Annotated in this window: 21 protein-coding genes and 1 other RNA gene; 6 read left to right on the top strand and 16 right to left on the bottom strand. The window is 63.9% G+C overall.

The genetic code is table 11. The annotated features are described in order from the left end of the window. From ASC78_RS08235 to ASC78_RS08245, 3 genes are all read left to right on the top strand, one after another. Positions 1 to 181, top strand: a 181-nt coding sequence (locus ASC78_RS08235; RefSeq protein ID WP_055799130.1) for an aldehyde dehydrogenase family protein, incomplete at its 5' end; no start/stop codon positions are given. Positions 182 to 301: 120 nt separating this feature from the next. Beyond that, positions 302 to 1,087 carry an exodeoxyribonuclease III gene (gene xth / locus ASC78_RS08240; RefSeq protein WP_055799134.1) on the top strand — a complete coding sequence of 262 codons (786 nt, stop codon included), beginning with the start codon at positions 302 to 304 and terminating at the stop codon, positions 1,085 to 1,087. A 5-nt stretch (positions 1,088 to 1,092) separates the two neighbouring features. Next, on the top strand, positions 1,093 to 1,602 hold the full coding sequence (locus ASC78_RS08245) for a hypothetical protein (RefSeq protein ID WP_235505028.1): 510 nt from the start codon (positions 1,093 to 1,095) through the stop codon (positions 1,600 to 1,602). Positions 1,603 to 1,634: 32 nt separating this feature from the next. On the opposite strand, the gene ntrC is transcribed toward ASC78_RS08245, so the two are convergent. From ntrC to ompA, 16 genes are all read right to left on the bottom strand, one after another. After that, on the bottom strand, positions 1,635 to 3,164 hold the full coding sequence (ntrC, locus tag ASC78_RS08250) for a nitrogen regulation protein NR(I) (protein WP_055799141.1): 1,530 nt from the start codon (positions 3,162 to 3,164) through the stop codon (positions 1,635 to 1,637). A gap of 23 nt (positions 3,165 to 3,187) precedes the next feature. Further along, positions 3,188 to 4,267, bottom strand: coding sequence for a nitrogen regulation protein NR(II) (gene glnL / locus ASC78_RS08255; RefSeq protein ID WP_028260054.1), 1,080 nt, complete (start codon positions 4,265 to 4,267; stop codon positions 3,188 to 3,190). Between the two features lie 3 nt (positions 4,268 to 4,270). Continuing rightward, positions 4,271 to 4,774, bottom strand: coding sequence for a hypothetical protein (locus ASC78_RS08260; protein ID WP_055799144.1), 504 nt, complete (start codon positions 4,772 to 4,774; stop codon positions 4,271 to 4,273). 134 nt (positions 4,775 to 4,908) lie between these two features. After that, positions 4,909 to 6,324, bottom strand: a complete 1,416-nt coding sequence (gene glnA / locus ASC78_RS08265; protein ID WP_055799147.1) for a type I glutamate--ammonia ligase — start codon at positions 6,322 to 6,324, stop codon at positions 4,909 to 4,911. Between the two features lie 146 nt (positions 6,325 to 6,470). Then, the gene (locus ASC78_RS08270; RefSeq protein WP_055799150.1) at positions 6,471 to 7,271 is read right to left on the bottom strand and encodes a competence/damage-inducible protein A; all 801 of its coding nucleotides are present in this window, start codon (positions 7,269 to 7,271) and stop codon (positions 6,471 to 6,473) included. Continuing rightward, positions 7,268 to 8,143: an EI24 domain-containing protein gene (locus ASC78_RS08275; protein ID WP_055799153.1), complete on the bottom strand. Its 876-nt coding sequence runs from the start codon at positions 8,141 to 8,143 to the stop codon at positions 7,268 to 7,270. Before ASC78_RS08275 ends, ASC78_RS08270 begins: the two co-directional genes overlap by 4 nt. 39 nt (positions 8,144 to 8,182) lie before the next feature. Then, a complete protein-coding gene (locus ASC78_RS08280) occupies positions 8,183 to 9,157 on the bottom strand; it encodes a sterol desaturase family protein (RefSeq protein WP_055799156.1) in 975 nt (324 codons plus the stop codon). A 10-nt stretch (positions 9,158 to 9,167) separates the two neighbouring features. After that, entirely contained in the window at positions 9,168 to 9,914 is a 747-nt protein-coding gene (locus ASC78_RS08285) for a polysaccharide deacetylase family protein (protein WP_200934288.1), read from the bottom strand. A gap of 70 nt (positions 9,915 to 9,984) precedes the next feature. Further along, positions 9,985 to 10,992: a YncE family protein gene (locus ASC78_RS08290; protein ID WP_055799163.1), complete on the bottom strand. Its 1,008-nt coding sequence runs from the start codon at positions 10,990 to 10,992 to the stop codon at positions 9,985 to 9,987. A gap of 45 nt (positions 10,993 to 11,037) precedes the next feature. Continuing rightward, positions 11,038 to 11,805, bottom strand: a complete 768-nt coding sequence (locus ASC78_RS08295) for a pseudouridine synthase (protein WP_055799165.1) — start codon at positions 11,803 to 11,805, stop codon at positions 11,038 to 11,040. Positions 11,806 to 11,945: 140 nt separating this feature from the next. Then, complete coding sequence (gene ggt, locus ASC78_RS08300; protein ID WP_055799169.1) at positions 11,946 to 13,682, bottom strand: gamma-glutamyltransferase; 1,737 nt, start codon at positions 13,680 to 13,682, stop codon at positions 11,946 to 11,948. A gap of 47 nt (positions 13,683 to 13,729) precedes the next feature. Beyond that, positions 13,730 to 15,325 carry a methyltransferase regulatory domain-containing protein gene (locus ASC78_RS08305; protein WP_055799171.1) on the bottom strand — a complete coding sequence of 532 codons (1,596 nt, stop codon included), beginning with the start codon at positions 15,323 to 15,325 and terminating at the stop codon, positions 13,730 to 13,732. A 145-nt stretch (positions 15,326 to 15,470) separates the two neighbouring features. Beyond that, positions 15,471 to 15,855: a transfer-messenger RNA gene (gene ssrA, locus ASC78_RS26970) on the bottom strand. Between the two features lie 12 nt (positions 15,856 to 15,867). Continuing rightward, positions 15,868 to 16,536 (bottom strand): HAD-IA family hydrolase, encoded by a 669-nt coding sequence (locus ASC78_RS08310; RefSeq protein ID WP_055799174.1) that lies wholly within the window; start codon positions 16,534 to 16,536, stop codon positions 15,868 to 15,870. Next, positions 16,533 to 17,264, bottom strand: a complete 732-nt coding sequence (gene ubiG, locus ASC78_RS08315) for a bifunctional 2-polyprenyl-6-hydroxyphenol methylase/3-demethylubiquinol 3-O-methyltransferase UbiG (protein ID WP_055799177.1) — start codon at positions 17,262 to 17,264, stop codon at positions 16,533 to 16,535. The genes ASC78_RS08310 and ubiG overlap by 4 nt, the downstream gene beginning before the upstream one ends. A gap of 127 nt (positions 17,265 to 17,391) precedes the next feature. Continuing rightward, complete coding sequence (gene ompA, locus ASC78_RS08320) at positions 17,392 to 18,048, bottom strand: outer membrane protein OmpA (RefSeq protein WP_055799178.1); 657 nt, start codon at positions 18,046 to 18,048, stop codon at positions 17,392 to 17,394. Positions 18,049 to 18,273: 225 nt separating this feature from the next. Between ompA and gyrA the strand changes: the two genes are divergently transcribed. From gyrA to serC, 3 genes are read left to right on the top strand one after another with little or no spacing between them, the layout of a single operon-like run. Beyond that, a complete protein-coding gene (gene gyrA / locus ASC78_RS08325; RefSeq protein ID WP_055799181.1) occupies positions 18,274 to 20,919 on the top strand; it encodes a DNA gyrase subunit A in 2,646 nt (881 codons plus the stop codon). A 20-nt stretch (positions 20,920 to 20,939) separates the two neighbouring features. Then, positions 20,940 to 21,506 carry a DUF2059 domain-containing protein gene (locus ASC78_RS08330; RefSeq protein WP_235505029.1) on the top strand — a complete coding sequence of 189 codons (567 nt, stop codon included), beginning with the start codon at positions 20,940 to 20,942 and terminating at the stop codon, positions 21,504 to 21,506. Position 21,507: 1 nt separating this feature from the next. Continuing rightward, positions 21,508 to 22,644 (top strand): 3-phosphoserine/phosphohydroxythreonine transaminase, encoded by a 1,137-nt coding sequence (serC, locus tag ASC78_RS08335; protein ID WP_055799187.1) that lies wholly within the window; start codon positions 21,508 to 21,510, stop codon positions 22,642 to 22,644. Positions 22,645 to 22,663: the final 19 nt, after the last annotated feature.

Genomic DNA, 22,663 nt, shown 5'->3' on the forward strand with positions numbered 1-22,663 from the left:
TGCCACGCACTTCAAGCGCCACAGCCAGGCGGGCATGGTGATGGTGAACCTGCCCACGGCGGGGGTGGACTACCACGTGCCCTTTGGCGGGCGCAAGGGGTCGAGCTACGGGCCGCGCGAGCAGGGCAAGTATGCGCAGGAGTTCTTCACCACGGTGAAGACGGCGTATACGCTGGCTTGAGGCGTATCGCGACGGGGAGAGCGATCTCCTGCGGGCCTGGAGCGGGTGTAACCAGGTTTTTCGAATGCTTTTGCTAAGCTGGCGACCCTTCGCGGCCGATCGCCATCACTTTGCATCTTCATGAAAATAGCCACTTGGAACGTCAACTCCCTCACTGCACGCCTGCAGCATGTGCTCGACTGGCTGATCGCCAATCCGGTCGATGTGCTGTGCCTGCAGGAGCTCAAGATGAGCGACGACAAGTTCCCCCTCGACGTGCTCAAGTCCGCCGGTTACGAGGCGGCCGTGTTCGGCCAGAAAACCTATAACGGCGTGGCCATCCTGAGCCTCGCGCCAATGCATGACGTGGCCAGGAACATTGGCGGCTTTACCGACGACCAGTCGCGCGTGATTGCAGCCACCATCGAAACTCCGTCGGGTCCGCTGCGGGTCGTGAATGGCTACTTCGTCAACGGCCAGGCGCCCGGTACCGAGAAGTTCGAATACAAGATGGGTTGGCTGCGCGCCTTGCGCGAATGGCTGCGCGCTGAAATGGCGGCTCATCCGAACCTGGTTCTGCTGGGCGACTTCAACATCACGCCGGAAGACCGCGACAGTTTCGACCCGATCGGCCTGAAGGAGACGATTCATCACACGACCGAGGAGCGCGAGCATTTCAAGGCGCTGCTCCAGCTCGGCCTGGCGGACAGTTTTCGCCTCTTCGAGCAGCCAGAGAAAAGCTATTCGTGGTGGGACTACCGGATGCTCGGCTACCAGAAGAACCGCGGCCTGCGGATCGATCACATCCTGGTGAGCGAGCCCCTGGTGCCGCGCGCCAGGGGTTGCATCATTGACCGCGTGCCGCGCAAGTGGGAAAAACCAAGTGACCACGCCCCCGTGGTGCTGGAACTCGACCAAGGCGCCTGATGACCATGAACATACGCACACTCGCAACCCTTGCAGCCGCACTGGCGCTCGCCGCCTGTTCGGCGCTCAAACCGGCGGACAAGGCCGGCGACGGCAAGCCGGGCCCTTCTTCTGCACCCGACGAGGTGGCCAGCCCCAAAGCCGATGTCCCTAGCGTTCGCCTGATCACCGCGCAGACTCCCGTCGTGCGGGCCTATCGCAAGACGGGGGCTCGCCAGATCTACAACGCCTATCCGCAGCGCATCTACAAGGGGAAGATTCCTCCGCTTGTCTACGCGGTGGTGGTGGTCGAGACCGATCTGGACGCCAACGGCAACGTGAAGAACGTGACGTTCAGCCGCGTGCCGAGCCATGCACCCGAGGTGCCGCCCAAGATTGCGGAACTCATCAAGGCGGCCTCGCCGCTGCCGAGCCCCGGGCGCCTAGGCGGGCATACGTACGTCGACACGTGGCTCTGGGACAAGAGCGGGAACTTCCAGCTCGATTCGCTGACGCTGGGGCAGCGAAGCCGGTAACTAGGTTCGCCCCCAGTCTTCGCGCGAAGGCTTTACTCGATCCCCAGTTCCTGGATCTTCCGGGTGATGGTGTTGCGGCCGATGCCCAGCTTCTGGGCGGCTTCGATGCGGCGGCCGCGGGTGTTGGCGAGGGCGGTGAGGATCAGGCGCGATTCGAAGCGGCGGGAGAGCACGTCCCAGACGTCGGTGCGGCCGGCTGCGAGCAGCGCTTGAGCTTCGATCTCGAGTCCGCTTTCCCAGCTGCTTGCGCCGACGAGGCCTTCGGCGGGCTCTGAAAGGGCTGCTGCCGGCGCCGTTTCGCGCTCGGGGCTCATTGGTGAAAGCTGCGGGGCGGGTTGCGCGGTCGTGGCGACACCGGCTGCCTCCGGGGCTTGAACTTGCGTTCCGCCTGCCGCGGCCATGACTTCGGGCGGCAGGTCCTTGGCTTCGATGAGTTGGGCCGGGGCCATCACGGTCAGCCAGTGGCAGATGTTCTCCAGCTGGCGCACGTTGCCCGGGAAGCCGAAGGCGGCGAGCTTGGCCAATGCGGCGTCGGAGATGCGCTTGGGTTCGACGCCGAGCTGGCGCGCGCTCACCTGCAGGAAGTGGCGCGTGAGAGCGGGCACGTCCTCGCCGCGCTCGCGCAGGGCCGGCAGCCGCAGGCGGATCACGTTGAGGCGGTGGAACAGGTCTTCGCGGAAGCCGCCGAGCTTGACGCGCTGCTCCAGGTCCTGGTGCGTGGCCGCGATGACGCGCACGTTGGCCTTGACCGAGTTGTGGCCGCCCACGCGATAGAAATGGCCGTCGCTCAGCACGCGCAGCAAGCGCGTCTGCAGGTCGAACGGCATGTCGCCGATTTCGTCGAGAAAGAGCGTGCCGCCCTCGGCCTGTTCGAAGCGGCCGCGCCGCATCGTTTGCGCTCCGGTGAAGGCGCCGCGCTCGTGGCCGAACAGTTCGCTCTCCAGAAGGTCCTTGGGAATGGCCGCGGTGTTGATGGCCACGAAGGGGCCGTTGGCGCGCGGCGAATGCTTGTGCAGCGCGCGGGCCACCAGTTCCTTGCCCGAGCCCGATTCGCCGGTGATGAGCACCGTGACGTTGCTTTGCGAAAGGCGGCCGATGGCGCGGAACACGTCCTGCATGGCCGGTGCCTGGCCGAGCATTTCGGGCGCGGCGACCATGCGCTCCTCGGCCACTTCCTCGCGCTGGCTTTCGTCGACCGCGCGGCGGATGAGCTCGACCGCTCGCGGCAGGTCGAAAGGCTTGGGCAGGTATTCGAAGGCGCCGCCCTGGAATGCCGACACGGCGCTGTCGAGGTCGGAGAACGCCGTCATGATGATGACCGGCAGTCCGGGGTGCTTGGCCTTGATCTTGTCGAGCAGGTCGAGCCCGGAGCCGCCGGGCATGCGGATGTCGCTCACCAGGACCTGCGGGCCCTGCTGCTCGTCGTCTTCGGCGAGTTCGAGCGCGGCCAACACCTCGCGCGTGTTGGTGAAACTGCGCGTGGGCAAGTCTTCGCGCAGCAAGGCCTTCTCCAGCACGAAGCGGATCGATTGGTCGTCATCAACTATCCAGATCGGCTTCATGCATCTCCTTGTTGCCGTGGCTGCTAGGGCAGCGGTATCAATATCTTGAAATCGGTCCGGCCCGGGACGCTGTCGCACTCGATCACGCCGTGATGCTGTTGCACAAAGGTTTGTGCGAGCGTCAATCCAAGCCCTGTCCCGCCTTCCCGGCCCGATACGAGCGGATAGAAGATGCGGTCCTTGATCGTGTCCGGCACACCCGGTCCATTGTCGATGACATGCAATTCCAGTGCCAATCGATACCACTGCTTGTTGAATATCACTTGCCGGGCGATTCGCGTCCGGAAAGTGATCTGGGCATCGCCGGCGGCGCGGCGCTCCGCCAGGGCCTGCGCGGCGTTGTGCACGATGTTGAGCGTGGCCTGGATGAGTTGCTCGCGGTCGCCGCGAAACTCGGGAATCGACGGGTCGAAGTCGCGCTCGATGTGCAGGTCGCGCGGAAACTCCGCAAGGATGACGGAGCGCACGCGCTCGCACACTTCGTGGATGTTCACGTCGCCCACCACGTGCGGCCTGCGATGCGGCGCCAGCAGGCGGTCGACCAGCGTCTGCAGCCGATCGGCTTCATGGATGATGACTTGCGTGTACTCGATGAGGTCGCGCGACTCGACCTCCATCTGCAGCAACTGCGCCGCGCCGCGAATACCGCCCAGCGGGTTCTTGATTTCGTGCGCGAGGTTGCGGATGAGTTCCTTGTTGGCCTGCGCCTGATCGAGCAAGCGTTCTTCGCGGTCCTGGCGCACCTGCTGTTCGAGCGGCGACATCTCGATGATGAGTTCGCCCGTCTTGTCGCCCTGTGCGAGCGTGACCTGCACCGGCATCAGTTCGTGGTTGACCCGGCGCAGAAACGCCTCGTAGCGCAGCGTGGCGAAGTCGTTGCTGCGCGCGCCATCGATGGCGGTGCGCAGCACGTGCGGCTCGTGAAAGCAGGCTCCGAACTGCGAGCCTTCGAGCGTTCGGCGCGACGTGCCCAGCGCGTCTTCGAGCGCCGCGTTGGCAAATAGCACCGAGCCATTGGTGCTGACCACCGCAATCAGCGTCGACAGCAGGTCGAAGGACTGGAAGCGCAGGCCGGCGCCAGTCGCCTTCTTCCCGAACACCATGGCTTACTGCCGGGCCGGCAGGCGGCCGAGTTCGCGGCGGATACCGGCGATGTCGCTCTCGTTGCGCGCCAGTTCGGCTTTCATTCCAGCCACGCGATCGAGGTACTTCTGGTAGTTGCGGCCTTCGCTGCCCTGCTTTTCGGGCTCGCCGTTGTTGTATTCCTTCTGCAGCTCCGCCTGGCGGGCTTCGGCCTTCTTGAGCTCAGCCTCGAGCACGGAGCGGGCTTCGCCGTCGCGGGCGCGCTGGTCGACGCCCTCGACACGCGGGCTGCCGGCCGGCGCCCGGGTGGCGGCCGGCGCGGAACCGCTGCTCGCGGACCCGCCGCCCGAAGGCTTGGTGCCCTGCACGACGGTGACGTTGCCGCCTTCCAGGACCTTGCAGCCTTTTTGCTGCGCCACGGTCGCGTTGTTGGTGTACTCATTGCCGCAGCGCCATACGCGCTCCTGGGAGAGCGCGGGCAAGGCTGCGAGCGATGCGGCCAGAAAAATCAGTGAGGCAATCTTCATGAATATCAGTGGTGGCGCGACAAACGGCCATTTTCCTGCAATTCGACTCTGCCGGTGACAAGATGTTCCAGCCCAACAAAAAAGGACGGCCGAGGCCGTCCTTTCTGTCTTGATTCCCCCTCAGGGGTTCGCCCTTACAGCGAATAGTACATGTCGAATTCCACGGGGTGGGTCGCCATGCGGAAGCGCGTGACTTCCTGCATCTTCAGGTCGATGTACGCGTCGATGTAGGCATCGGTGAACACGCCGCCCTTGGTCAGGAACGCACGGTCCTTGTCGAGGTATTCCAGAGCCTGGTCGAGGCTGTGGCACACGGTCGGGATCAGCGCGTCTTCTTCCGGCGGCAGGTGGTACAGGTCCTTGCTGGCGGCTTCGCCCGGATGGATCTTGTTTTCCACGCCGTCGAGACCGGCCATCAGCAATGCAGCAAAGCCGAGGTACGGGTTCATCAGCGGATCGGGGAAACGCGCTTCGACGCGGCGGCCCTTCGGGTTGGCCACGAACGGGATGCGGATCGAGGCCGAGCGGTTCTTGGCCGAGTAGGCCAGCTTCACCGGGGCTTCGAAGCCGGGCACCAGGCGCTTGTAGCTGTTGGTGCCGGGGTTCGTGATGGCGTTCAGGGCACGGGCGTGCTTGATGATGCCGCCGATGTAGTGCAGCGCGAAGTCCGACAGGCCCGCATAGCCGTCGCCAGCGAACAGGTTCTTGCCGTCTTTCCAGACCGACTGGTGCACGTGCATGCCGGAGCCGTTGTCGCCAACGATGGGCTTGGGCATGAAGGTGGCAGTCTTGCCGTAGGCGTGGGCCACGTTGTGGATCACGTACTTCTGCAGCTGGACCCAGTCGGCGCGCTGGACCAGCGTGCTGAACTTGGTGCCGAGTTCCATCTGGCCGGCGTTGGCCACTTCATGGTGATGCACTTCGACCGGGATGCCGAGCGATTCGAGCACCAGGCACATTTCCGAGCGCATGTCCTGGAAGCTGTCGACCGGGGGAACCGGGAAATAGCCGCCCTTGACTGCGGGACGGTGGCCCGTGTTGCCGTGCTCGTATTCCTTGTCGGTGTTCCACGAGGCTTCTTCGGAGTCGATCTTGACGAAGCAGCCCGACATGTCGTTCTTCCAGCGAACGCCGTCGAACACGAAGAATTCGGGCTCCGGTCCGAAGTAGGCGGTGTCGCCCAGGCCCGAAGCCTTCATGTACGCCTCAGCGCGCTTGGCGAGCGAACGCGGATCGCGCTCGTAGGCCTTGCCGTCGGCGGGATCGATCACGTCGCAGGTCAGGATCAGCGTCGTTTCTTCGAAGAAGGGATCGATGTTGGCGGTGTTGGGGTCGGGCATGAGCTGCATGTCCGAGGCTTCGATTCCCTTCCAGCCAGCGATAGACGAGCCGTCGAAAGCATGGCCCGAGGTGAATTTGTCTTCATCGAAAGCCGAGACGGGCACGGTCACGTGCTGCTCTTTGCCGCGGGTGTCGGTGAAGCGGAAGTCGATGAACTTGACCTCGTTTTCCTTGACGAGCTTGAGTACATCGGCGACGGTCTTTGCCATCAGTTTCTCCTGAGTTGGATGGTGGTTAGGAATACAGGGACGAGGGATGCAGTTTCTGTGCCATTGTCGCCTCTCGGGAAGAGGCCCCGACGCGCGCCGCAAACCCCAAAAGGAGGCGACAAATCACTAATTTGGTGCATTGAAATTCAGCGCACCAGTTCCGGGCCAAGGCTTGCATCATAGGCGTGCAGGCCCTCGATCAACTGCGCATACGCGGCTTCCAGGCGGACGGGGTCGCCCTTGACGCCGAGTTCGATGTGGCGGCCGTACTCGGGATGATCGACGCTGGGCAGGCTGAACACCTTGATGCCGGCGTGGGCTGCTTCGATCGCCTGCATCAGCGGCGTGAGCGTTGCTTCCATGGCGCCAAAGACGATGACCGATTTTTCGGCCGACTGGCCGTTGGTGAATATGTCGGCATAGCGGCTGTCGAGCACCGATTCGATCATCGGCCAGGCCATGACGGGAAAGCCGGGCACGAAATGGACGTGATCGACGCTGAAGCCCGGAATCTTGTTGTAGGGGTTCCGGATGATCGTCGCGCCCTTCGGGAACACGCCCATGTTGAGGCGGTGGATGTTGTCCGGCCGGTCGGGCTCGTAGGCAATGCCCTGCTCGCGCGCGGTGCCCTGCATGCGCTCGCGGATCAGCAATTCAGCCTCGGGGTGCAGTTCGAGCGGCACGCGCAGGGCCGCGGCGGCGCATTGGCGGGTGTGATCGTCCGGCGTGGCGCCGATGCCGCCGGTCGAAAAAACGATGTCGCCCGAGGCAAAGGCCCGGCCAAGGGCGGCCGTGATGCGCGTGGGCTCGTCGCCGACATATTCGGCCCAGCCGAGCTGCAAGCCGCGGGCGGCGAGCAGCTCGATGACCTTGGGCATGTGCTTGTCGGCACGCTTGCCCGAGAGAATTTCATCGCCGACGACGATCAGTCCGAATGCGCGGGTCATGGGGATTTCCACTGTGAAAGAACGGCTTGGTCGGCCTCCAGGGCTGGCGCGCCTTCGGTCGGAGCGGCGGCGGCTCCACGCTGCGCACGCAACTGGGCCAGAGCATCGAGGCAGTAGTGGCCGAACCAAAGCGCCGAAAAGGCAAATACCAGCGTATAGATCCAGATGGCGAGGGGCACCAGCACGAAGAAGGCGGCGGCAAACAAAAGGCCCGAGGCCCAGACGATGCTGGGCGCTGCACCCAGGTACCCGCACAGCACGCCAATGCACAAGAGCGGCAGCCGATGCCCACGCAGGAGAGTGGCCCGCTCTTCAGGGCTCGCGTGTTCGGCGAGCGCATCGAAGCTCATGACACGGTAGGTGAGCCAGCCCCAGATCAGCGGCGGCAGCACCAGCACGAGCGGAGGAATGAGCCACAGCGGCATGGAGACCACGAGCGCCACCAGCGCCAGCATGGTCACACCAAGAGAGCGCACCGCGCTGCCGAAGAAGGAGGCGCCCTTCTTGCGCTCGAGCGTGGGAAAGCGGCGGTGCGCCACAAGTGCCGTGAGCGGCGGCGCCATGAGGCTTGCAACGATCAGGAGGGAAACCACCACGATCAACGGCGTGGCGGCCACCACGACCACCAGCGGCGCCAGCACGGCCGTCGCGTCGCCGGAAAAAAGGCGCCCGATCCAGCCCCAGAAGCTCGACAGCAAGGGCCACGCGTCGAGCGCTTCCCGGGTCCATGCCACGGTGGTGTCCCAGAAGAAATAGCCGAATCCTGCGGCCAGCAGCAGCATCAGCCCCAGGGGCAGCAGCGACAGCACAATCACGCGCGGCAGCATGCAATAGGCGACCGCGCGCCAGAAGGAGTCGAGGAGCAGACGCATTTGGGTGCGAAGGATAACCGGCTCGGTGTGTTCGGCCGCTCAGCCGCGGCCGAACATCCGCTTGAGGCCGAGCCACTGCTGGGCCCAGAAGCCACTCCCGTAGTCGCGCAACTGGCCATCGGCACCGCGCTCGACCTGGTCGCGGATTCCGGTCGGGTCGTAGCGCTGCTCGAAGTTGACGGTGCGAAAGAGCATGTCCCACCAGGGCAGCAGCACGCCGAAGTTGTGGCCGCCCAGCGTGTGGGCTCCACGCGACTCGTGGCCCAACCCGATGCTGTGGTGCAGCCGGTGAAAGCGCGGGCTGATCCAAAGCCGTTCGCCAATGGCGCCGAAGCCCAGCTTCAGGTTGGCGTGCTGCAGGCTTTCGCTGAGCTGCGTGAACGCGACGAATGCAATGAACTGGCCGGGCGGCACGCCGATCAACTGCGCGACGATGACGATGAGGGCGTCGTGCACGATGTCGTCGAGCAGGTGGTTGCGATCGTCGCTCCACATGGTCATCTGGCGCTGCGAGTGGTGCAGCGAATGCAGGCCCCACCACCAGTTGAGCTGGTGTTGGCCGCGATGGATCCAGTAGCCGACGAAATCCAGCACCACGAGGTAGATCGCAAACGCGATCCACGGCACGTCGGTGACGCCAGGCCAGGCTTCGTCGAGGTGAAACGTGCCCCAGCCCGCAGCGCGCAGGCTCCCGATGGCTTCGTCGAAGAAGGGCTCGAGCGTGAAGAACATGGCCAGGTGGAACAGGCCCAGGCGATGGATCAGCGTGTAGAGAACGTCGATGCGGATGGCGCGGCGGTCGGTGACCGGCTCGACGGCTCGCCAGCGCTGCAGGGGACCAATGACCGCGAGCAGCACCAGGACCTGGATCAGCCCGACCAGCAGCCAGCCAGTGGCATCGAAGGCGTCTTCCGTCAACCCGCCAAGGCCGACCGCAAAGACCAGGGGCTGGACCACTGTCTCGAAGAACCAGCCCTGTAGCGCGGAAAATGCGTCCGTCAACCAATCGATCACGGCAAATGCCTCAGGGGTGGGACGCGATCCAGGCGCGGTATTGCGGATGTTGGCGCAGGGTCTCGAAGCAGAAGCCCTTGGCCTTGAGCCCGATGATCAGCGGCTCGAGATTGGCCGGTGCCCACGCGTCCTTGCGCGACCAGATGCCCAGGTGCGCGAGCAGGATGTCACCGGGGCGGATGGTCTCCAGCGCCTGCGCCAGGAGCTTTTCATTGCTGAATTTCTCGCTCGGCAGCTCGTCGCCCAGGAACCCGGCGGGCGACCAGCCCACATGCTCGAAGCCGCAGGCCTTGGCTGCCGCGAGCAGCCGGGGCGAGGTCTTGCCGCCCGGCGCGCGGAACAAAGGCAGTGGCTTCTTGCCGGTGATGAGGGCCAGCCGCTCGGACGCCTTGCCGATGTTGGCGCAGTACTCGGCCGCCGTCCAGGTGAACTCGCGCCCCGCGAACGCGCCCGCCGATGGCTTGATACGGAAGCTCGGCTCCGCTCCTTTGATGTCGCCCCGCCAGTACGCGTGGTCGTAGGTGTGGGAGGCGAACTCGTGGCCTTCGGCCGCCCTCGCCTTCCACCACGGGGCCCAGTGGCTGTCGAGGCTGTCGCCGTCGGTCTGGGTGCGCTCGGCGGCGGCAAAGAAGGTGACGCGCACGTTCTGTCGCTTGAGCACGTCGGCCACCAGCGGCGCAACGCCCATGTGGCCTGTGTCGAGGGTCAGGTAGACCGGTTTTTCGCAGGAGGCGCCTTGCGCCCAGGTGGCAGGCATGGCTGCGCATGCGATGACGGCGGCAAGGACGAAGCCGTAGACCCCGCGGAGCCGGTTGCCGACGATCCGCTCAGATTCTTTTCGCATGTTCCAGCGTCCAGACGCCGTGCGGCGAACGGCCGACATTGATCTGGCGCACGACCTTCTGGCTCGCCAGATCGACCACGCTGAGCTTCTTGGCCCAGCGCGAAGTAACGTACAAGGTCTTGCCGTCAGCCGACACATCCATGCAGTCGGGGCCGCCGGGCACGGGATACGTTGCGCTGACCTTCAGGGTCGCCAGGTCGATCCGGCTGATTGTGTTGGCCACCCGGTTGCTCACGAAGACGCTCTTGCCGTCGCCGGCCGAACGGAAGGCATGTGCGCCCTTGCCGGTCAGGATCTTGCCGACCAGCTTGGGCTCGGCGCCCGCCACGTCGAACACTTGCACGCCGTCGCTGCCGGTGAGGCCCACGAGCAGGGTCTTGTCGCCGTGCACGCCGAAGATGTCGGCCGGCATGGGCCCTGTGGCCACGCGCCAGCGGATGGTCTGCGTGGGGAGGTCGACCGCGATGAGCTCGTCGCTGTCTTGCATGGTCACGTAGGCGATGGTGCTGGTACCGTCGATCCAGATGTGGCTGGGCGTCTTGCCGGTGGCAATGCGCTTGGCGAGCTTCAGGTCCTTTCCGTCCCAGCGATAGACGTCGACGTGATTGAGCCGGTTGGCGGCCGTGACGAACCACTTCATGTCGCGCGAGAACTGCAGCTGGTACGGATCGATGATGCCGTAGACCACGCGCTGCACTTCGGCTGTTCTGGGGTTGAGGAAAGTGAGGGAATCGCCCGCCGAATTGGCCACGATGACCGACTTTTCGTCCGGCGTCATGTAGATGTGGTGCGGCTCCTTGCCGGTCGCGATGCGCTGCTTCTCGGACCAGTCGACGGGGTTGATCACGCTGACGCTGGCATCCAGCGAATTGAGCACGAAGATCGGCGGAGCTTCGGGCGGTGCAGCAGTGGCGGCTTGCGCCACCCAGACCGTCAGGCAGGAGAACAGGAAGGCCGCAAAGCGGCCGTTCGGTCGGGCAAGGAATCGCAAGGGAGAAGTTCCGGAAGAGTGCTGTCGATTATCAACGTCCGGACCCTACGGCTGGCTGACCTCCGGGTTTCCGGTGGCCTTATCCGGTGTTTTTTCACGAAGCGCGGCAACCTGTCCGGCGTCGAGCCAGCGCCATTGGCCGGGCGCAAGGTCTGCCGGCAGTGCCAGTTGGCCGATGCGCGAGCGGTGCAGCCCCTCGACCCGGTTGCCGACCGCGGCCAGCATGCGCTTGACCTGGTGGTATTTGCCCTCGGTGAGCGTCAGCCGCAAGTGCAGCGGGCTGTCCGATTCGCAGGCGGCTGCGCGCACAGGCTTCGGATCGTCGTCGAGCACCACGCCAGCCAGCAGCTTGGCCATCTGCGCCTCGTCGACCGGGTGCTTGGCCGTGACCTCGTACACCTTGGGCACGTGGTGCTTGGGGGAGCCCATCCGGTGGATGAACTGGCCGTCGTCAGTCAGCAACAGCAGCCCGGTCGTGTCCTGGTCGAGCCGGCCGATGGCCTGCACGCCCTGCACTGCGCCCTTGTTGGGCCGCAACCGCAGCGGGGACGGCAGCAGGGTGTAGATGCTCGGATAAGTCGATGGCTTTTGCGAGCACTCGGTGCCCGCCGGCTTGTGGAGCATCAAGTAGGCCTTCTCGTGGTACGCCCACTCGATGCCCTGGACCGTGAAAAGGAGGCCTTCGGGATCGAGGTCGGCGAACGGGTCGTTCACGACCTTGCCCCCGATGGTCACGAGGCCCTGCTGGATCAGCCCCGCGCACACGCGCCGCGTGCCGAAGCCCTGGGAATAAAGAATGTCTTGAAGGTGCATGGCTCGCCCCCAGGCTTCGCGCACTTCGTGTCGCTGCGCCCACCCCCTACCGGGGGCAACACCAGTGGCCCGGCAAAGCCGGTTCCACGGTGTTCCGCGCATGCGAAAAAAGCTGAGCCGGGGTATTGGTATCTTGGAATTCAGTAGCCGAGTGCCAACCCGGTGTTGCGGCGGGGGTCGTTCGCGCCGTAGAAGCGGTTGGCACCGACAGGCTTGCCGCCCAGCGACGGCGCGCCGACGATGATCGCCGCCATGTGGTTGGCCGGCTGCGGCACACCCAGGTTGTGGCCCATGTCGGTCAGGATCTTGCGAGTGTCGGGGCTCAACGCAAGGGTTTCGACGTTGGTCACGTCGGGCAGCCATTGCTGGTGGAAGCGCGGCGCATCGACGGCCTCCTGCACGTTCATGCCGTAGTCGACCACGTTCAGGATGGTGTGCAGCACCGCGGTGATGATGCGGCTGCCGCCCGGCGTGCCGACCACGAACACCGGCTTGCCGTCCTTCGAGACGATGGTCGGGCTCATAGAGCTCAGAGGACGCTTGCCAGGGGCAATGGCATTGGCTTCGCCCTGCACCAGGCCGTACATGTTGGGCACGCCGATCTTGGCGGTGAAGTCGTCCATCTCGTTGTTCAGCAGTACGCCGGTCTTGTCGGCCGTGACCTTGGCGCCGAACCAGTCGTTGAGCGTGTAGGTCACCGCCACCGCATTGCCCTGCTGGTCGGTAATGGAGTAGTGGGTGGTGTTGCTGCCTTCGTGCGGCGCGACGCCGGGCTTGATGTCCTTGGAGACGCCGGCCTTCTTGGGGTCGATCGCGGCGCGGATCTTTTCGGCATAGCCCTTGTCGAGCAGACGGTCGAGCGGGTTCTTCACGAAGTCCGGGTCGCCCAGGTAGCTGTTGCGATCGACATAAGCATGGCGCATGGCCTCGATTTGATAGTGCACCGACTCGGCCGAGCGGAAGCCCAGGTCCTTGAGCGGATAGCCTTCAAGGATGTTGAGCATCTCGCAGATGATCACGCCACCCGAACTCGGCGGCGGCGCCGACACCACGCGATAGCCGCGGTAGTCGCACTCGACCGGCGCCAGTTCGCGCGTCTTGTATTGGTCCAGGTCGGCCTGGGTGATGATGCCCTTGCCGGCTTGGCTCGACGCCACGATGGCCTGTCCGACCCAGCCCTTGTAGAAGCCGTCGACACCCTTGGCGCTGACGGCGCGCAGCGTCTTGGCGAGGTCTTTCTGCACCAGCTTCTGGCCGGCTGCGAAGGGCTCGCCCTTGTTCAGGAAGATGGCGCCGGAGACCGGGTCCTTCTTGAAGTCGTTGGTGGCGGTGCGCAGCATGTCGATGTCGCCCTGCTCCAGCGCAAAGCCCTTCTCGGCCAGCTGGATAGAGGGGGCGATGAGGTCGGCACGCTTCATGGTGCCGTATTTTTCGCGCGCGTATTCCATGCCCGATACAGAGCCGGGCACGCCCACCGCAAGATGTCCGTTGGTGCTCAGGCCCTTGATGACGTTGCCGTCCTTGTCCAGGTACATGTTGGCGGTAGCGGCCAGTGGGGCTTTCTCGCGGAAGTCGAGAAAGGTCTTGCGGCCGTCGGCCAGTTGCACGGTCATGAAGCCGCCGCCGCCAAGGTTGCCCGCTGCCGGATACACCACCGCCAGCGCATAGCCCACGGCCACCGCCGCATCGACCGCGTTGCCGCCGCGCTTGAGCACGTCGACGCCCACCTTGGTGGCCAGGTGCTGCGCACTCACCACCATGCCGTGCTCGGCCGCGACTGGCGCCTGCGAGGCGGCGTTGGAAGCGCTAGCGCCCCCCAGTACGAGTGCGGCCACCACCGCGGCGCGCAGTGTTGGAGTCCAGTGGAGTTGCTGCATGGAGAAAGTCCCTCGTTGAGTTGGATGGTGGGAGGCGATAGATGGCGTCATGCGACCAACAGCGCCTTGCGCCGCAAATCGTTCAAGCCAAGCGCCACTTGATTCAGCGCGAATTCCTTCAACGCTGAAGTTTCTGCGAGCGGCTCGTCGTTGTGAATGAAGCGCAGGCGATCGGCACGTACCTCGTTCACCAAGTGGTCGGCCAGCATCTCGTGCGAATGCGCGCCATCGAGCAGTGGCAACAGGCAACGCTCGAGCGCGGTGAGTCCTACGGAATCGTGCCATTGGTTGCAGACACTCGCCGAGCTTCCGGCCAGCAACGCGAGGCCGGATGCGGTACGCACCGACGGCAGGGCACGCGGCCACGCCGATATCTCGGCGGCGACCTGTACCGGCGCGAGCCGGATACGCACGGCACCGAGGATGAGCAGCTCTTCGAGCATCGACAGCACGTACGGCTCGACGGAGGGGCGAGGTTCGGCCGTGGCAATCACCACCGCAGCGGCCAGCGCCTCGAACGACATGCTGGCCGGATAGCGGGAATCGAGCACCTGAGCCACGGCCTTGTGTACCGGCAGGCGCAGTGTCACGGAGAGATTGCGTAACGTCTTGCACGGCTGCTCTCGCGCATCGAGGGTCAACGCGCCGCCGTCCGCCGCCGCGAACACACCGGCGAATTCAAGACCGCGAATGCGGGCCTGATCGAGCTGATAGCGGATGTCGCCGCCACGGCCCTGCTTGACCAGCAAGGTCTGGCGAAAGGTGCGATTGACCAGAAAGTCGAGGTACTGCTCCATCAGGACCTGGCTGCCGCCGCACTCGCGCAGCAGCGGTTCGCGAACCTGGTCGCCGTAGTTCTGCACGAACATCGTCGAAGGCTCTGCATCCGCGAGGTAGGTAAGCCCATTCGCCTCGGCGCGCGCGGCAAACTCCTTGAAATAGCAAGGTGCGTTGCAGGGCTCGAGGAATTCGTGCAGCAGGTAATAGCTGCTGGCGCCACGCACGATCGGCATCGTTTCCTCGAGCGTCTTCTTGAGGACACTGTCGGAACGGGCCGACTGCTCCAGAAACTCGAGCATGCCGCGCGCATAGGACAACTGCTCTTCCGGTGTATCCCGAGGGCCACCGCGCAGGATCATCGCGTCGCGCACGATCTCCCTCGCCTTCCAGCCCGGGTACACGTTGTAGCTGACGTAGGCGACGCCGTCCGGCGCAAGGTTCTCGGAACAGATACGGAGGATCGCATCCTGCACCGGGCCCGGCACCCAGCTGTACACCCCGTGGCAGACGATGTAGTCGAACTGGCCGAACGATGCATCGACCTCCGAGAGGTCGAACACCCGCAGTTCCACATTCGACAGTGCCGCGCGGGAAATGGCGCCAGCGCCCTGCTCCACCTGTACCTTCGACAAGTCGAGCCCGAGGGCGCTGGCCTCTGGATGGCGTGCGGCGAACGGAATCAGGTTGCCGCCTGCCGCGCAGCCTAGCTCCAGCACCCTCGCCTGGGCGGGAGCGGGCGTCCGAAGACCGAACAGGAACGCGATGGCTTCGAGATGCTCGACTGCCGTTTGGGGGAACGGGTGCGATTCATAGGGCACCGTGTCGTAATAGCTCGTGAGCGTCGAAGTCAGTGAATCGGGCACGGCGTCCTTTTATGGCGGATCGAGGCGGGCAGCCGCGTCCCTTGCGAGACGCGGAGCCGGTGTGGCGTGACAGCGCCCGCTGACTATAGCCGTGCGTCAGACCAAAAAAAAGCCAACCGGCATGCGGTTGGCTTTTTGTGCTGGATGGTGGAGCTGGGGGGATTTGAACCCCCGTCCGCAAGCCTTCTTCGCGCAGTTCTACATGTTTAGTGATCTGATTTAAGTCTCGCTTCCGGAGTCGCGCAGTCACACGCTAAACCGGACGCCAGCACCCTATTTTCTCGCCCCGACCCAAGGTACCCGGATCGGAGCCAGCCCATGTAATTATCCTTGCAGCCGGGAGGTCAGGATTGCTCCAGACCCCCTTGCCCAGCCCATCGGCCAACTGTTGCAAGGCTCACTGGCAATTAAGCAGCGAGTGCGAAACGTTCGTCGTTTGCAGTTAGTTTGTTTGAATCTGTTTTACGAGCGCATTCAGCTCGACATGCCCCGCTGCGATTCCGAACCCACGTCGAAACCAGTGCAGCCCCAAGCTCACCATTTTAGGCCGGGTTGAGGTATTGCAAGAGCTCCAGGGGCGAAGTAATTGCGGCATCGGCCTCCCAGAGAGTGGCATCGGCCTGGGGGCCCATGTAACCATAAGTAGCGGCGACAGTGCGCATGCCCGCGGCCCGCCCCGCGATGATGTCGCGTTCGTCGTCTCCCACGTAGATGCAGGCGCTGGACGGAATTCCAAGTCGCCGCGCTGCTTCATGCAGGGGTTCGGGATGGGGCTTGGAGAACGGCGTCGTGTCGCCGCTCACAATGGCGCCGGCGCTGCTGAAAAGTGGAATGGCGCGCGTCAGCGGATCGGTGAAGCGGGCCGACTTGTTGGTGACCACTCCCCACGCCAGGCCGCGCGCACAAATGGCGTCGATGAGCGCCTGCACCCCGTCGAACACCTGCGTATTGAGCAGCATGCGGTTCTCGTAGGCAACAAAGAACTCTTCACGCAGTTCGGGGAACTCCGGCGCGTCGGGCGTGATGCCGAATGCGACGCCAAGCATGCCCCGTGCGCCCGCCCCGGCCATGAACCGATAGCGTTCCAATGGGTACGACTCGAGGCCGCGATCGGTGCGCATCTTGTCGGCCGCAGCGCCAAGATCGGGCGCGCTGTCGATCAGCGTGCCGTCCAGATCGAACAGCACGGCCTGGATTGCGGCGGCCGTCACGCTGGCGAACCCGTCGCCGAGGCTGGCTTCTGCGTGGCGAACATGTAGTTGACGCTGGTATCGGCACTGAGCCAATAGCGGCGCGTCAACGGGTTGTGCTCCATTCCCCGCGTATGCCGCAAGTCGAGTCCCGCTGCCCGGCAATGGGCCGCCAGCTCGCTGGGCCGGATCAGCTTGGCGTACTCGTGGGTGCCGCGAGGCAGCATGCCCAGCACGTATTCAGCGCCGACGATGGCCAACATGAACGATTTGAGGTTGCGGTTGATCGTGGAAAAGAACACCCATCCGCCGGGCTTTACGAGCGTGGCGCAAGCCCGGACGATCGATGCGGGCTCGGGCACGTGCTCGAGCATTTCCATGCAGGTGACGACGTCGAAACTGCCAGGCTCTTCCGCCGCAAGCGCCTCGGCGCTGATTTCACGGTATTTGACGCCGCTCGTGCCGGCTTCGAGCGCGTGCAGCCTCGCCACCTTGAGCGCCTTGCTGGCCAAATCGATGCCGAGCACGTCGGCACCCTTTCGGGCCATCGAATCGGCGAGGATGCCGCCGCCGCATCCGATATCGAGCACCTTGCGCTGCGAAATGGGCGCAATACCGTCAATCCAATCCAGCCTCAGCGGATTGATTTCATGGAGCGGACGGAATTCGCTGTCCAAATCCCACCAGCGATGTGCAAGTTCCGAAAACTTGGCGAGTTCTGCCGGATCGGCATTCACGTTATCTGTCATGACGCGATTATGAAACGGAGAATCTGCAGACGAACGGCCTCGGGGCATTCGTCCCGTACCCGGAAAGAATTCAAAAGGCATAAAAAAACCCCGCCGAAGCGGGGTTTCTTTTAGCGATTCAATCGAATCAGCGATTGGCGCGGGTGCCGACCACTTCGATTTCCACGCGGCGATTCTTGGCGCGGCCTTCCTTGGTGCGGTTGTCAGCCACTGGCTGCTTCTCGCCCTTGCCTTCGGTATAGACGCGGTTGCGTTCGATGCCCTTCGAGACCAGGAAGGCCTTGACGGCTTCGGCGCGGCGCACCGACAGACGCTGGTTGTAGGTGTCCGAACCGATGGAGTCGGTGTGGCCCACGGCGATGATCACTTCGAGGTTGACGTCACGGATCTTCGAGACCAGGTCGGTCAGCTTAGCGCGACCTTCAGGCTTGAGAACCGACTTGTCGAAGTCGAAGAATGCGTCAGCAGCGAAGGTCACCTTCGAAGCGGCGACTTGCGGTGCAGGCGCGGGAGCGGCCGGTGCAGCAGGAGTCGGGATAACTGCAGCAGGTGCTGCGGCGACCAAAGCACCGTCGCAACCGGCGGCGGCGGTAGCCGGCGTCCAGTTGGCATCGCGCCAGCACAGTTCGTTCGTGCCGTTCTTCCAAACCAGTTCGCCGGTGCCGTTCTGCCAGTTGTCGATCGTAGGACCGCCATTCGCAGCGGTGACACGGGTCTGCGCGCCGGCGGCAGTGGCGAGCGCAGCGACTGCAAACATCATCGCCACTTTATTCAGTTTCTTCATGGTTCTCCTCTTGGGGAAAAAGCCGCAGCCGCGCTGCGAATCAAGGACGCTTTAAGTGACCACCACCCAAAACGTTGAGGCGATTGTGCCATAGGGTCTTTGGCAAACAGGCCGCTGGACGGCCCGGAAGCGTAGGACGGAGGCGGAATAGCCGCCTTGTGTTGCGGCGGTGCGACACCCCTCACAGCGTAAAATTTCGCCTTCCTGCCGCCAGCCTCTCGCTCAATGACCTCCTTCGCCAAAGAAACCCTGCCCATCAGTCTCGAAGAGGAAATGCGCAGCAGCTATCTCGACTACGCCATGAGCGTGATCGTGGGCCGGGCGCTTCCCGACGCTCGCGACGGCCTCAAGCCTGTGCACCGGCGTGTGCTGTATGCCATGCACGAGCTCAACAACGACTGGAACCGGGCCTACAAGAAGTCCGCCCGTATCGTGGGCGACGTGATCGGCAAGTACCACCCGCACGGCGACCAGTCGGTCTACGACACCATCGTGCGGCTGGCGCAGGACTTTTCCATGCGCCATATGCTGGTCGACGGCCAAGGCAACTTCGGGTCGGTCGACGGAGACAACGCGGCTGCAATGCGGTATACGGAAATCCGGCTCGCCAAAATTGCGCACGAAATGCTGGGCGATATCGACAAGGAAACTGTCGATTTCCAAGACAATTACGACGGCTCCGAAAAAGAACCCAAGGTTTTGCCGAGCAAACTGCCCAATTTGCTGGTGAATGGGTCCGGCGGTATTGCGGTTGGCATGGCCACCAATATTCCACCGCACAATCTCAATGAAGTGGTGGACGCCTGCCTGCACTTGCTGCGCAATCCGGAGGCCTCCATCGACGAACTGATGGAAATCGTGCCCGCGCCCGACTTCCCCACCGCCGGCATCATTTACGGCATCAATGGCGTCCGGGACGGCTACCGCACCGGACGCGGCAAGGTGGTGATGCGCGCCAAGTGCCACTTCGAGGACATCGACCGCGGCCAGCGCCAGGCAATCATCGTGGACGAGCTCCCCTATCAGGTCAACAAGAAGACGCTGCAGGAGCGCATGGCCGAGCTGGTGCACGAGAAGAAGATCGAAGGCATCAGCCACATCCAGGACGAGTCCGACAAGTCGGGCATGCGCCTGGTGATCGAACTCAAACGCGGTGAAGTGCCCGAGGTGGTACTGAACAACCTCTATAAGCAGACACAGCTGCAGGACACCTTCGGCATCAACATGGTGGCGCTGGTCGACGGCCAGCCCAAGCTGTGCAATTTGAAGGACCTGATCCAGGTCTTCCTGCAGCACCGCCGAGAAGTGGTGACGCGCCGCACCGTCTTCACCCTGCGCAAGGCCCGCGAACGCGGCCACGTGCTCGAAGGCCTGGCGGTGGCGCTGGCCAACATCGACGAGTTCATCCGCATCATCCGCGAGTCGCCAACTCCCCCGGTCGCCAAGGCCGAGCTCATGACCCGCAGCTGGGACAGCAAGCTGGTGCGCGAGATGCTCACGCGCTCACGCGCGGACGGCGGCGTGGTCAATGCCGACGACTACCGCCCCGAAGGACTGGAGCGCGAGTTCGGCATGGGTTCGGACGGTCTCTACCGCCTGTCGGAAACCCAGGCCCAGGAAATCCTGCAGATGCGCCTGCAGCGCCTGACCGGGCTCGAGCAGGACAAGATCGTTGCCGAATACAAAGAGGTCATGGCAGAGATCGACGACCTGCTCGACATCCTGTCCAAGCCGGAACGGGTCTCGGTCATCATCGGCGACGAACTCGGCACCATCAAGCAGGAGTTCGGCCAATCGAAGCTCGGCGCGCGCCGCAGCCTGGTCGAACACAGCGCCTTCGATCTCTCGACCGAAGACCTGATCACCCCCACCGACATGGTGGTGACGCTCTCGCACAGCGGCTACATCAAGAGCCAGCCGCTGCATGAATACCGGGCGCAGAAGCGCGGCGGGCGCGGCAAGCAGGCCACGGTCACCAAGGAAGACGACTGGATCGACCAGCTCTTCATTGCCAACACGCACGACTACATCCTGTGCTTCTCCAACCGCGGCCGGCTGTACTGGCTCAAGGTGTGGGAAGTGCCGGCGGGTTCCCGCGGATCGCGCGGCCGACCGATCGTCAACATGTTCCCGCTGCAGGAAGGCGAGAAGATCAATGTCGCGCTCGCCCTGACTGGCGAGAAGCGCAACTTCCCGGCCGATCAGTATGTGTTCATGGCAACCTCCATGGGCACGGTCAAGAAGACCACGCTCGACGAGTTCAACAACCCCCGCAAGGGCGGCATCATTGCGGTGAACCTCGACGAGGGCGACTACCTCATCGGCGCCGCCCTTACCGACGGCAAGCACGACGTGATGCTGTTCAGCGACGGCGGCAAGGCTGTGCGCTTCGACGAAGAAGACGTGCGTCCGCTGGGCCGCAATGCGCGCGGCGTTCGCGGCATGTCGCTAGACCCGGGGCAAGGCGTAATTGCCATGCTGGTGGCCGAGGACGAGCAGCAAAGCGTGCTCACCGCCACCGAAAATGGTTACGGAAAGCGCACAAGCATTACCGAGTACACCCGTCATGGCCGGGGAACCAAAGGCATGATTGCGATTCAACAGAGCGAGCGCAACGGCAAAGTCGTTGCCGCCACCCTCGTGCATGCGGACGATGAGATCATGCTCATTACCGACAAGGGCGTGCTAGTGCGCACCCGGGTTGCCGAGATTCGTGAACTAGGTCGCGCAACGCAAGGCGTCACGCTGATCGGGCTCGACGAAGGCGCCAAACTCAGCGGGCTACAGCGTATCGTCGAAAACGACGCCAACGGCGAGACCGAGCCGGGCGCAGACGATACTTCCACATCTTCAACGGAGAATCCTCAGTGAAAAAATTCAAGCTCGCACTTATGACTGTCGCCCTGGCTGGCAGCTCGATGGCTGCCATGGCGCAGGACAAAGCCGCGCTTATCAAGCAGTTCGTGGACGTGCAGCGTCCTGGCATCGAATCCCTGGCACGCGGCCTGGTCGAGCAGTCGAGCGCGCCCATCGCGCAGGCTGGTTCGCAGTACCTGCAGACCCAGGTGCCCGAAGCCAAGCGCGAGTCGGCCGCCAAGGCCGCCGACGCCGAACTGAAGAAGTACTTCGACGATGCCTACCCGATCGTGCGCGACAAGGCGGTGCAGCTGGCGCCGGGCGCCCTCACCCCGCTGCTCGAACAGAACTTCAGCGAAGACGAACTCAAGCAGCTGCTGGCCTGGATCAACTCGCCGCTCAGCAAGAAGTACCAGGACCTGAATCCCAAGATGCAGACCGCCCTGACCGAGAAGCTCGTGGCCGAAACGCGCGGAAGCATCGAACCCAAGATGCGCGCACTCGACGAAAACGTGGCCAAGGCGCTGGGCGCTCCCACCGGCGGTGCGCAACAAGGTGCCGCTCCCGCCAAGGCCCCTGCCAAGGCTCCCGCCAAGAAGTGACGTGACACAGCAGCAGCAGCCCAAGCCAGTCGGCACACGCCCGTACAACTTTTCCGCAGGTCCGGCCGCTATGCCGGAGGCGGTGCTGCAACGCGCCGCCTCCGAAATGCTCGACTGGCAAGGCAGCGGAATGAGCGTGATGGAAATGAGCCATCGCGGCAAGGAGTTCGGCGCCATCTGCACCCAGGCTGAAGCCGACATCCGCACGCTGCTGGCTGTGCCCGAGAATTTCCACATCCTCTTCATGCAGGGTGGCGGGCTCGGTGAGAACGCCATCGTGCCGATGAACCTGTCGCGCGGCAAATCCGCCGACTTCGTCATCACCGGCAGCTGGAGCATCAAGTCGCAAAAAGAAGCGCAGCGCTACTGCATAGCGAACATCGCCGCCAGCAACGTCGGCGACCATCACACGCGGCTGCCCGACCCGTCGACCTGGCAACTGGCGCAAGACGCCTCGTACGTGCACCTGTGCACCAACGAAACCATCAACGGCATCGAGTTTCACCAACTGCCCGACCTGGCGGCTTTGGGCAGCAATGCGCCGCTGGTCATCGACTTTTCGTCGCACGTGGCCTCGCGCACAATCGACTGGCGCCGCGTCGGCCTGGCATTCGGCGGGGCCCAGAAGAACCTGGGACCGGCCGGACTCACGCTCGTGATCGTGCGCGACGACCTGCTCGGCCATGCGCTCGAAATATGCCCCAGCGCGTTCAACTACAAGATCGTTGCCGACAACAAGTCCATGTACAACACCCCCCCGACCTGGGGCATCTACATGGCGGGGCTGACTTTCCAGTGGCTGCTGCAACAGACCGAAGGCACGCTCACTGGCGTGGCCGCCATGGAGCAGCGCAACATCGCCAAGGCGAAGCTGCTGTACGACTTCATCGACGGCTCTTCCTTCTACGCCAACAAGATCGATCCAGGCTGCCGTTCGCGCATGAACGTGCCGTTTTTCCTCTCTGACGAAAGCCGGAACGACGCCTTCCTGGCTGGCGCGCGAGAGGCCGGGCTGCTGCAGCTCAAGGGCCACAAGTCGGTCGGCGGCATGCGCGCGAGCATCTACAACGCCATGCCGCTGGAAGGCGTACAGGCGCTTGTGAGCTACATGCGAGAATTCGAGCGATCGCATGCCTAGGCGCATGCCCAGCTGCTCG

Source organism: Variovorax sp. Root318D1 (assembly GCF_001424835.1).
Taxonomy (GTDB): Bacteria; Pseudomonadota; Gammaproteobacteria; order Burkholderiales; family Burkholderiaceae_C; genus Variovorax.